This is a genomic window from Bacillus bruguierae (assembly GCF_037104725.1).
In the GTDB taxonomy this organism is placed as follows: domain Bacteria; phylum Bacillota; class Bacilli; order Bacillales; family Bacillaceae_G; genus Bacillus_A; species Bacillus_A bruguierae.
In genome coordinates this window covers 226,528-237,997 of the sequence record NZ_JBAWSX010000007.1, presented here as the reverse complement: position 1 = coordinate 237,997, position 11,470 = coordinate 226,528, and the positions used below count along the sequence as shown (strand labels likewise).

At 38.9% G+C, this 11,470-nt stretch carries 11 protein-coding genes, 2 rRNA genes and 1 riboswitch; of the genes, 12 read left to right on the top strand and 1 reads right to left on the bottom strand.

All coding sequences use genetic code 11. The features are described from left to right. Positions 1-128: ribosomal RNA gene (locus WAZ07_RS14190) — 23S ribosomal RNA — on the top strand; the annotation flags it as partial. Between the two features lie 50 nt (positions 129-178). Further along, a 5S ribosomal RNA gene (rrf, locus tag WAZ07_RS14185) occupies positions 179-294 on the top strand. 110 nt (positions 295-404) lie between these two features. Here the strand turns inward: rrf and WAZ07_RS14180 are convergent. Beyond that, on the bottom strand, positions 405-683 hold the full coding sequence (locus tag WAZ07_RS14180) for a hypothetical protein (protein WP_336472969.1): 279 nt from the start codon (positions 681-683) through the stop codon (positions 405-407). Between the two features lie 328 nt (positions 684-1,011). Continuing rightward, positions 1,012-1,113: riboswitch (purine riboswitch) on the top strand. A gap of 110 nt (positions 1,114-1,223) precedes the next feature. Here WAZ07_RS14180 and purE point away from each other — a divergent pair. The 10 genes from purE (at position 1,224) to purN (ending at position 11,438) form a co-directional block, all read left to right on the top strand. Next, positions 1,224-1,709 (top strand): 5-(carboxyamino)imidazole ribonucleotide mutase, encoded by a 486-nt coding sequence (purE, locus tag WAZ07_RS14175; protein ID WP_336472968.1) that lies wholly within the window; start codon positions 1,224-1,226, stop codon positions 1,707-1,709. Beyond that, positions 1,706-2,857 (top strand): 5-(carboxyamino)imidazole ribonucleotide synthase, encoded by a 1,152-nt coding sequence (gene purK, locus WAZ07_RS14170; RefSeq protein ID WP_336472967.1) that lies wholly within the window; start codon positions 1,706-1,708, stop codon positions 2,855-2,857. The genes purE and purK overlap by 4 nt, the downstream gene beginning before the upstream one ends. Next, positions 2,854-4,155: an adenylosuccinate lyase gene (gene purB, locus WAZ07_RS14165; RefSeq protein ID WP_336472966.1), complete on the top strand. Its 1,302-nt coding sequence runs from the start codon at positions 2,854-2,856 to the stop codon at positions 4,153-4,155. Before purK ends, purB begins: the two co-directional genes overlap by 4 nt. A gap of 89 nt (positions 4,156-4,244) precedes the next feature. Then, positions 4,245-4,964 (top strand): phosphoribosylaminoimidazolesuccinocarboxamide synthase, encoded by a 720-nt coding sequence (gene purC / locus WAZ07_RS14160; RefSeq protein ID WP_336472965.1) that lies wholly within the window; start codon positions 4,245-4,247, stop codon positions 4,962-4,964. After that, positions 4,957-5,211 carry a phosphoribosylformylglycinamidine synthase subunit PurS gene (gene purS, locus WAZ07_RS14155; RefSeq protein ID WP_336472964.1) on the top strand — a complete coding sequence of 85 codons (255 nt, stop codon included), beginning with the start codon at positions 4,957-4,959 and terminating at the stop codon, positions 5,209-5,211. Before purC ends, purS begins: the two co-directional genes overlap by 8 nt. After that, on the top strand, positions 5,208-5,891 hold the full coding sequence (purQ, locus tag WAZ07_RS14150) for a phosphoribosylformylglycinamidine synthase subunit PurQ (protein WP_336472963.1): 684 nt from the start codon (positions 5,208-5,210) through the stop codon (positions 5,889-5,891). The genes purS and purQ overlap by 4 nt, the downstream gene beginning before the upstream one ends. Further along, positions 5,875-8,094 carry a phosphoribosylformylglycinamidine synthase subunit PurL gene (gene purL / locus WAZ07_RS14145; RefSeq protein WP_336472962.1) on the top strand — a complete coding sequence of 740 codons (2,220 nt, stop codon included), beginning with the start codon at positions 5,875-5,877 and terminating at the stop codon, positions 8,092-8,094. Before purQ ends, purL begins: the two co-directional genes overlap by 17 nt. Then, positions 8,079-9,494: an amidophosphoribosyltransferase gene (gene purF / locus WAZ07_RS14140; protein WP_336472961.1), complete on the top strand. Its 1,416-nt coding sequence runs from the start codon at positions 8,079-8,081 to the stop codon at positions 9,492-9,494. The genes purL and purF overlap by 16 nt, the downstream gene beginning before the upstream one ends. Positions 9,495-9,822: 328 nt before the next feature. Then, positions 9,823-10,863 (top strand): phosphoribosylformylglycinamidine cyclo-ligase, encoded by a 1,041-nt coding sequence (gene purM, locus WAZ07_RS14135; RefSeq protein WP_336472960.1) that lies wholly within the window; start codon positions 9,823-9,825, stop codon positions 10,861-10,863. Beyond that, the gene (gene purN / locus WAZ07_RS14130; protein ID WP_336472959.1) at positions 10,860-11,438 is read left to right on the top strand and encodes a phosphoribosylglycinamide formyltransferase; all 579 of its coding nucleotides are present in this window, start codon (positions 10,860-10,862) and stop codon (positions 11,436-11,438) included. Before purM ends, purN begins: the two co-directional genes overlap by 4 nt. The last annotated feature ends 32 nt before the right edge of the window (positions 11,439-11,470 follow it).

Sequence of the window (11,470 nt, the reverse complement as noted above, 5' to 3'; positions counted from 1 at the left end):
TCAAGATGAGATTTCCCATAGCGTTAAGCTAGTAAGATCCCTGAAAGATGATCAGGTTGATAGGTTCGAGGTGGAAGCGTGGTGACACGTGGAGCTGACGAATACTAATAGATCGAGGACTTAACCAAATAATATGAAGCAAATGTTATCTAGTTTTGAAGGAATATACCTTCATAAGTCTGGTAATGATGGCAGAGAGGTCACACCCGTTCCCATACCGAACACGGAAGTTAAGCTCTCTAGCGCCGATGGTAGTTGGGACTTTGTCCCTGTGAGAGTAGGACGTTGCCAGGCAAAAACCTAAGTCAATTGACTTAGGTTTTTTTGTGTTCATTATTATCCCGTATTAACGAGCAGTTAATCAGTGGGGGGATGAAGAACCCCCACTGATTATTAGTTGAATCTTACTTGCCAAATATCATAATACATAAATTTAATAATGCCAAAAGTGAAAAAAGAATAAAGAAGATGCTGTTTAAAATAATAGCAATTTGTTTTGGTTTTCCAGGTTTTCCGAAAGAACCTAAAATAATTCCGATAATGGGACTGATTATTTCTACAACAAGTATAAGTTTTAAATAATGAGAATAGAAAAAGTCAGATGTTATAAAAGCGGATGTAATAATTGCAGCAGTTATTGCGATAGAAAAACATAAATATGACAATATGTTAAGTTCCCTCATAATTAAACCACCTATAAATTAGTGTGAATTTATAATAATAGTATCATAGGCGATGCTTAAATATACAAAAAGTAGTTCCTGCTATATCTCCAACCGCAATAACTTTGAATTGTTTTTGAATGGAATCCTTCCTATTTATATAGTGAATCGTTATGTAAGATAAATTGCATATATTCTCGCATTTCTTCTTTAATTCCCTTCCTTTTTTGCATATTTTTTCGGTTCTTCTTTTTATTATAACTAAAACACGAACGTTATAATGTGTTGGGTAAAAAACATTCGATTATTTGTTGACATGTTTGAATAACACCTGTTAATATAACGGTAGAAACAATATTATATCGTACCTCATATAATCGCGGGGATATGGCCTGCAAGTCTCTACCTAACGACCGTTATTCGTTAGACTATGAGGGAAAGTCACTCGGTATTTTTCTATTCACAAGGGATACATATGCCTGAGTAGAGCGCTTTCTCTCATAGTAAAAGAGAAAATGTTCTATTTCAGGCTTTTTTTATTTGAATCGGGGGGATTCTAATATGAAATCACTAGTTGGAATCATAATGGGAAGCACGTCAGACTGGGAAACAATGAAATATGCTTGTGACATTTTAGATGAATTAAACATTCCGTATGAGAAGAAAGTTGTATCCGCTCATCGGACTCCAGATTATATGTTTGAATATGCAGAAACAGCTCGTGAACGTGGATTAAAAGTTATTATTGCTGGAGCTGGCGGAGCCGCTCATTTACCAGGGATGGTTGCTGCAAAAACAAATATTCCTGTCATCGGTGTTCCTGTTCAGTCAAAAGCGTTAAACGGTTTAGATTCATTACTATCTATTGTCCAAATGCCAGGAGGTGTTCCAGTTGCGACTGTTGCGATTGGAAAGGCTGGGGCGACCAATGCAGGTTTACTTGCCGCACAAATATTAGGATCGTCTCATGATGATATATACGATGCATTAGAACTAAGACGAGAAGCAATTGGAAAAAATGTGCGAGAAGGTAGTGAGCTACAGTGATAAAAACGATTTTACCTGGACAAATGATTGGTATTATTGGCGGAGGACAGCTTGGCAGAATGATGGCGATTGCAGCAAAAGAAATGGGATATAAAATTGCTGTATTAGATCCAGCAAAGTCTTCGCCATGTGCACAAGTTGCCGACATTGAAATTGTGGCACCGTACGATGATTTGAAAGCGATTCAGTATTTAGCAGAGATAAGCGATGTTGTAACGTATGAATTTGAGAATATTGATTATAACTGCTTACAATGGCTTGAAAAGCATGCGTATTTACCGCAAGGCAGTCAGTTATTATATACAACGCAAAACCGTTATACAGAAAAAAATGCAATCGTGAAAGCTGGTTTACCGGTAGCACCATACAGACTCGTTCAGAAGCAAGAAGAATTTTTAGAAGCAATTGCTGAATTTTCCTTTCCTTGTGTGTTGAAGACAACAACAGGAGGATATGATGGGAAAGGGCAAGTCGTCCTAAGAAGTGAAGCTGATGTTGTGAGAGCGCTGGAACTTGTTAATCAAGCTGAATGTATTTTAGAGAAGTGGGTTTTATTTGAAAAAGAAATTTCCGTCATTGTTACACGTAGTGTAAACGGCGAAACGAAAGTATTTCCAGTAGCCGAAAATATTCATGTGAATAACATTTTACACGAATCAATCGTACCGGCTCGTATTCCATTTGCGTTATCAGAAAAAGGCATTCAATATGCAGAAAGATTAGCGGATGAATTAAAACTGGTGGGAACACTAGCGGTAGAGATGTTTGCTACAGCAAATGGTGACATTTATATCAATGAGTTAGCACCAAGACCGCACAATTCTGGACACTATACAATTGATGCTTGTGAAATCAGTCAATTCGGACAACATATCCGAGCAATCTGTAATTTACCTCTTGGAGAAACAATTTTGTTAAAACCAGTTGTCATGGTAAACATTTTAGGCGAACATATAGAGGGAGTCCTAAAGCAAGTGAATAGATTAACCGGGTGTTACTTGCATTTATATGGTAAAGAAGAAGCAAAAACGCAGCGAAAAATGGGGCACGTTAACATTTTAAATGATAAGATTGACGTTGCTTTAGAAAAAGCGCGCACATTGCATATTTGGGACCATCAAGAACAACTGTTGGAGGGAAAAAGATGATTAGTCGTTATACACGCCCTGAGATGGGTGCGATTTGGACGGAAGAAAACAAATTTAAGGCATGGTTAGAAGTTGAAATCTTAGCTTGTGAAGCATGGGCTGAGCTTGGTGATATTCCAAAAGAAGATGTGAAAAAGCTTCGTGAACATGCATCTTTCGATATTGATCGTATTTATGAAATTGAACAAGAAACGCGTCATGATGTTGTAGCATTTACTCGTGCAGTATCTGAAACACCAGCATTAGGTGAAGAACGTAAATGGGTACATTACGGTTTAACATCTACAGACGTAGTAGATACAGCATTATCTTATATCTTAAAACAAGCAAATGACATTCTACTAAACGACTTAGAAAATTTTATTACTATTTTAGCTAACAAAGCAAAAGAACATAAATACACAATTATGATGGGAAGAACGCACGGTGTTCATGCAGAACCAACAACATTTGGTTTAAAACTTGGTCTTTGGTATGAAGAAATGAAACGTAACTTAGAACGTTTTAAACAAGCAGCTGATACAGTTCGCGTTGGTAAATTGTCTGGTGCAGTGGGTACATTCGCAAACATTAATCCATTCGTAGAAAAATATGTTTGTGAAAACTTAGGGTTAGAAGCAGCTCCGATTTCAACGCAAACATTGCAACGTGATCGTCATGCACATTACATGTCAACACTTGCATTAATCGCAACATCTATTGAGAAAATGGCAGTTGAAATTCGCGGTTTACAAAAGAGTGAAACACGTGAAGTGGAAGAGTCATTTGCGAAAGGACAAAAAGGTTCTTCTGCAATGCCGCATAAACGAAATCCAATCGGTTCTGAAAATATGACTGGTTTAGCTCGTGTTATCCGTGGTTATATGATGACATCTTACGAGAATGTTCCATTATGGCATGAACGTGATATTTCACACTCTTCTGCAGAGCGTGTTATTTTACCAGATGCAACAATCGCATTAAATTACATGTTAAATCGTTTCGGTAATATCGTGAAAAACTTAACGGTATTCCCAGAGAACATGAAACGAAACATGGAAAGAACATATGGCCTAATTTACTCTCAGCGCGTAATGCTTACGTTAATCGACAAAGGTATGGTACGTGAAGAAGCTTATGATATTGTACAACCTAAAGCGATGGAAGCATGGGAAACGCAAGTACAATTTAAAGAGCTTGTAGAAGCCGATGAGCGTATTACAAGCAAATTAACACAAGAAGAAATCAATGAATGTTTCAACTATGAACATCACTTGCAACATGTTGATACAATTTTTGAACGTCTTGGCTTAAACTGATAATTTTATATGGCACAGAATCATTTCATTCTGTGCCATTCTTTATAAACATACTATTCACATTTTTCAAACTACAGGGGGCTTGCGAAATGCAAAAGCTAGAATTGCTGTATGAAGGTAAAGCAAAAAGAATTTATCGTACAGAAGCAGCAGATATGGTTTGGGTAGAGTATAAAGATAGTGCTACTGCTTTCAATGGGGAAAAGAAAGCAACGATTACAGGAAAAGGTCGTCTGAACAACGAGATTACAACTCTTTTATTCAGAAAGTTACAAGAAGTGGGAATCAAAACACACTTTGTTGAGAAAGTATCAGAAACAGAACAAATTGTAAAAAAAGTAAGCATTATTCCATTAGAAGTTGTCACAAGAAATGTGATTGCGGGTAGTCTTTCAAAACGACTAGGTATGGAAGAAGGTACTACACTTACAACACCAATCGTCGAATTTTACTACAAAGATGATGATTTAGGGGATCCTCTTGTAACAGAAGATCATATTCGTGTGTTGAACGTTGCAACGCCAGAGCAAGTAAGCATACTACGAAAAAAAGCTCTACAAATCAATCAAGTGTTGATTGAGCATTTCGCAAGCTGTCGTGTAAGATTAGTAGATTTTAAATTAGAGTTCGGTATAACAGAAGATGGAGAAATTTTATTAGCGGATGAAATTTCACCAGACACATGCCGCTTATGGGATGAAGCGAGCAATGAAAAATTTGATAAAGATGTATTCCGTCGTGATCTTGGTAATTTAACAGAGGCTTATGAAGAGATTTTAAAACGATTAGGGGGAGCTTCACATGTATAAAGTAAAGGTATATGTAACGTTAAGAGAAAGTGTATTAGATCCACAAGGAACAGCGGTAAAAGGAGCACTTCATAGTCTTTCCTTTACAGAAGTACAAGATGTGCGCATTGGTAAATATATGGAACTAACAATTGGTAAATCAGTTACAGATATTGATGCAAAGGTAAAAGAAATGTGCGAAAAATTATTAACGAACGTAGTGATTGAAGATTATCGCTATGAAGTTGAGGAGGTTGTCGCGCAGTGAAATTTGCCGTAATCGTTTTCCCAGGTTCGAACTGTGACGTAGATATGTTTCATGCAATTAAAGATGAGCTTGGCCAAGATGTAGACTACGTTTGGCATAGTGAAGAAAACTTAGATCAGTACGATGCAATTTTACTACCAGGTGGTTTCTCTTACGGTGATTACCTTCGCTGCGGAGCTATTTCTCGCTTTGCAAACGCAATGAAAGGTGTACGAAAAGCAGCTGAAGCAGGAAAACCAATCTTAGGTGTATGTAACGGTTTTCAAATTTTAGTAGAGTCCGGCTTATTGCCAGGTGCATTAATTCGCAATAAAAACTTAAAATTTATGTGCCGTACTGTTCAGCTTCGTGTTGAAAATAATACAACAATGTTTACATCGCAATATGAGAAAGATGAAGTGATCAATATTCCAATCGCTCATGGTGAAGGAAACTACTACTGTGATGAAGCAACGTTGAAACAGTTAGAAGAAAATAATCAAATTGTCTTCCGTTATGTAGAGAATCCAAATGGAAGCGTTTCAGATATTGCAGGGATTGTAAATGAGCAAGGAAATGTACTTGGTATGATGCCGCATCCAGAGCGTGCTGTTGATGAATTGCTTGGAGGAGCGGATGGTCTAAAAGTATTTCAATCTATTTTGAAACATTGGAGGGAAACATATGTCGTTACTGCTTGAACCAAATCCAACTCAAATTAAAGAAGAACGCATTTATGCGGAAATGGGATTAACAGACGAAGAGTTTGCCATGGTTGAAAAGATTTTAGGCCGCCTGCCAAACTATACAGAAACAGGATTGTTCTCTGTTATGTGGTCAGAGCATTGTAGTTATAAAAACTCAAAGCCAGTTCTTCGTAAGTTCCCAACGACTGGTGAACGTGTACTGCAAGGTCCTGGTGAAGGCGCTGGAATCGTTGATATCGGTGATAATCAAGCGGTAGTATTTAAGATGGAAAGTCATAACCATCCATCTGCAATTGAACCGTATCAAGGTGCAGCGACAGGGGTTGGCGGTATTATCCGTGATGTGTTTTCTATGGGAGCACGTCCAATTGCTATGTTAAATTCACTTCGCTTCGGTGAGCTACAATCACCACGCGTAAAATATTTATTTGAAGAAGTTGTAGCGGGTATTGCGGGATACGGTAACTGCATCGGGATTCCAACTGTTGGCGGAGAAGTACAGTTCGATCCATGTTATGAAGGAAATCCACTTGTAAACGCAATGTGCGTTGGGTTAATTAACCATGAAGACATTAAAAAAGGTCAAGCGCACGGTGCTGGTAATACAGTCATGTATGTTGGTGCAGCAACAGGCCGCGACGGTATTCACGGTGCAACGTTCGCATCAGAAGAGCTATCTGAGGATTCCGATGCAAAACGCCCAGCGGTGCAAGTAGGCGATCCATTTATGGAGAAGCTTTTAATTGAAGCATGCTTAGAACTAATCAAATCCGATGCACTTGTCGGTATTCAAGATATGGGAGCGGCAGGCTTAACATCATCTTCAGCAGAGATGGCAAGTAAAGCAGGTATGGGTATTGAAATGTATTTAGATGATGTACCGCAGCGTGAAACAGGCATGACACCATATGAGATGATGCTTTCTGAATCACAAGAGCGTATGTTAATCGTCGTGAAAAAAGGTAGAGAACAAGAGATTGTAGAGCTATTTGAAAAATATGGCCTTGCAGCAGTAGTAATGGGAAAAGTAACAGAAGATAAAATGCTTCGTTTATTCCATAAAGGTGAAATGGTGGCGGAAGTGCCGGCTGATGCATTAGCAGAGGAGGCACCTGTTTATCATAAGCCTTCAAAAGAAGCTGCGTATTTTGCAGAATTCCAACAAATGAAGATGGAAACACCAAAAGTGGAGAATTATGAAGAGACATTATTATCTTTATTACAACAACCAACGATTGCAAGTAAAGAGTGGGTATATGATCAATACGATTACCAAGTACGCACAAGCACAGTTGTTACACCAGGGTCTGACGCAGCGGTTGTTCGTGTTCGCGGAACAAATAAAGCATTAGCAATGACAACGGATTGTAACTCTCGCTATATTTATTTAGATCCCGAAGTAGGCGGAAAAATTGCTGTAGCAGAAGCAGCTCGTAATATTGTATGTTCTGGCGGTGAGCCACTTGCAATTACAGATTGCTTAAACTTTGGTAACCCTGAAAAGCCAGAAATCTTCTGGCAAATTGAGAAGTCAGTAGATGGTATGAGCGAAGCGTGCCGCACGTTACATACACCTGTTATTGGTGGAAACGTATCAATGTACAATGAGCGCAGTGGGGAAGCAGTATACCCAACACCAACTGTTGGTATGGTTGGTCTTGTACATGACGTAAAGCATGTAACAACGCAAGAGTTTAAGCAAGCTGGTGATCTCGTTTATATAATCGGTGAAACGAAAGCGGAGTTTGGTGGTAGTGAATTACAAAAAATGGTGTATGGAAAAATTTTCGGTCAAGCACCAAGCATCGATTTAGAAGTAGAAGAAAAACGTCAAAAGCAATTACTAGCAGCGGTTCAAGAAGGTCTTGTCCAATCAGCACATGACGTTGCAGAAGGCGGATTAGCAGTTGCTTTCGCAGAAAGTGCAATGGGAACAAGCGGATTAGGCGCAGATGTGAAGTTAGCTGGAGAAGCGACAGCGATGTTATTTGCAGAATCACAATCTCGCTTTATTGTTACAGTAAAACGCGAGCAAAAAGAAGCGTTTGAAAATATGGTAGATGCACTTTGTGTTGGGGAAGTAACAAATACAAATCAATTAACAATTCGTAATGAAGAAAAGGAAGTATTGCTTACAGCGGATGTTGATGAAATGAGAACGGCTTGGAAAGGGGCTATTCCATGCTTAATGAAATAAAGGGGCTAAATGAAGAATGCGGCGTTTTCGGAATTTGGGGGCATGAAAATGCAGCACAAGTTACGTATTATGGATTGCATAGCTTGCAGCACCGTGGTCAAGAAGGCGCTGGCATTGTTGTAAATAATGGGGAGAAAATCACTGGTCATAGAGGGCTTGGTTTAATATCAGAAGTGTTTTCACGCGGTGAGTTAGATGATTTAAACGGAAAATCAGCGATTGGGCACGTTCGTTATGCGACAGCAGGCGGCGCTGAAGTTGCGAATGTTCAACCACTGTTATTTCGCTTTTCAGACCATAGTATGGCATTAGCTCATAACGGTAATTTAATTAACGCAAAAATGCTTCGCCGTGAATTAGAGGCAGAGGGAAGTATTTTTCAAACAAGTTCGGATACAGAAGTATTGCTTCATTTAATTAAACGCAATACAAAAGGTACATTAATTGAAAGTGTAAAAGATGCATTAAACAAAGTAAAAGGTGCTTTTGCTTATTTATTATTAACAGGAAATGAAATGATTGTTGCATTAGATCCAAATGGATTCCGTCCGCTTTCGATTGGAAAGATGGGAGATGCATACGTTGTAGCATCTGAAACATGTGCTTTTGATGTAGTAGGAGCAACATACATTCGTGATGTAGAACCTGGAGAATTACTTATCATTAATGATGAAGGAATTCAGATAGATCGTTTTACAAATGATGTAGAACATGCCATTTGCAGCATGGAGTACATTTACTTTGCTCGCCCTGATTCAAACATTGCTGGTGTTAACGTCCATGCAGCGCGTAAAAATATGGGGAAGTTGTTAGCAAAGGAAGCTCCGGTTGAAGCAGATGTTGTAACAGGTGTACCTGATTCTAGTATTTCGGCAGCGATCGGCTATGCAGAAGCAACTGGAATTCCTTATGAGTTAGGCTTAATTAAAAATCGTTATGTTGGACGTACGTTTATTCAACCTTCTCAAGAATTGCGTGAACAAGGGGTAAAAATGAAACTTTCAGCAGTACGAGGTGTTGTTGAAGGAAAACGTGTTGTTATGATTGACGATTCTATCGTACGTGGTACAACAAGCAAGCGAATTGTTCGTATGCTTCGCGAGGCTGGGGCAACAGAAGTGCATGTAAGAATTGCTTCGCCGCCTCTTAAGTATCCGTGCTTCTATGGAATTGACATTCAAACAAGAAAAGAATTAATCGCAGCAAATCATTCAATAGAAGAAATTCGTGAAATCATTGGAGCAGACTCTTTAACATTTTTAAGTGAAGAGGGTTTAATTAATGCAATTGGCCGTCCGTACGAAGGGAAATATGGCGGTTTATGTATGGCTTACTTTAATGGCGATTATCCGACGGCTCTTTATGATTATGAGCAAGAACTTTTAGCAAGTATGAAATAAGGCAAAGATATATAAGTTAAAAAACGACATAAAAAACCTTTTCTTTTTAGGGAGGGGCGAGAGCATCTGGCCGTGCATAGAAGCGGTCAGGGCCTTTTTCTACCACATGCAAGGTTTAAAACACAGGGAGCAAAAGAGTGTAAGTCATTTTTTGTCTGCACAGCATCGACCTATATGTCGGGAATTTAAAATAGATTTATATAGAGCACGATAAGAAAGCATAGCAGCTTCTACTATATGCTGTGTAGAAGCTCGCTTTTTCTTACAGTTACTACCCAGTAGACGGGAGAAATTCTTTCAGTATAAAAAGACGAGGTGTATAGAAACGATGGCGAATGCATATAAGCAAGCAGGAGTAGATATTGAAGCTGGATATGAAGCGGTATCTCGCATGAAAAAACACGTGCAAACAACGATGAGAAAAGAAGTGCTAGGCGGGTTAGGCGGTTTTGGAGGGATGTTTGATCTTTCAAAATTCGCATTAGAAGAGCCAGTATTAGTATCTGGAACAGATGGTGTAGGGACAAAGTTAATGCTCGCTTTCATGATGGACAAACATGACACAATCGGTATCGATGCAGTTGCAATGTGTGTAAATGACATTGTTGTTCAAGGAGCAGAGCCACTCTTTTTCCTTGATTATATTGCTTGCGGTAAAGCAGAACCTAGTAAAATTGAAGACATCGTCAAAGGAATTGCAGAAGGATGCCGTCAGGCTGGTTGTTCATTAATCGGCGGAGAAACAGCTGAAATGCCAGGGATGTATTCTGAGGAAGAATATGATTTAGCAGGATTTACGGTTGGTATTGTTGATAAAAAGAAAATTGTTACAGGACAATCTATTGAAGAGAATCAAGTATTAATTGGACTTGCTTCTAGCGGAATTCATAGTAATGGTTATTCTCTTGTACGTAAAGTGTTGGTAGAGGATGGACAACTTTCACTTGATCGTATTTATGGTCGTTTAGAACTACCACTTGGTGAAGAATTATTAAAACCAACGAAAATTTACGTCAAACCTATTTTAGAACTATTGAAGAAATATAACGTAACTGGCATGGCTCATATTACTGGCGGTGGATTTATTGAAAATATTCCACGTATGTTGCCAGAAGGTATCGGAGCACAAATTGAACTCGGTTCTTGGACAGTTCATCCAATCTTTGATTTACTGCAAGAAGTTGGTCAATTAAAGAAAGAAGAAATGTTCAATATTTTTAACATGGGTATTGGTATGGTAGTAGCGGTCAAAGAAGAAGATGCAGAAGGTGCTATGAACCTTTTAGAAGAACAAGGGGAAACAGCTCGTATCATCGGACGCACTGTGAAAGGTTCAGGTGTTACATTTGATGGAGGCGCGGTATCATGAGCCGATTAGCAATTTTTGCTTCAGGAAGCGGTTCTAATTTCCAAGCACTTGTGGACGCGGTAGAGGCTGGAAGATTAGATGCAAAGCTTAGTTTGCTCGTATGTGATCAGCCGGGCGCACGTGTTATAGAGCGCGCAAATAATCATCATGTTCCTTGCTTTTCCTTTTCAGCGAAAGCGTATGAATCAAAGGAAGCATTCGAACAAGAAATAGTAAAGAAATTGCAAGAGTACGAGATTGATTGGATTATTCTAGCGGGGTATATGCGTTTAATTGGTCCGACATTGCTAGCTGCTTATGGAGGGAGAATCGTTAACATTCACCCTTCACTATTGCCAAGCTTTCCTGGAAAAGATGCAGTTGGGCAAGCAATTGAAGCTGGTGTGAAAGTAACAGGTGTAACGATCCATTACGTTGATGCAGGTATGGACACTGGGCCAATTATCGCTCAAGAAGCAGTAACAGTTTCTGAAAATGATACACGAGAAAGTTTACAAAAGAAAATTCAACTTGTCGAACATAGATTGTACGTAGATACGGTGAAATCTTTATTACATTCTGAAGTGAAGTTATAAGAGCGGCAATTTAATACAACTAGGGGTGGAGA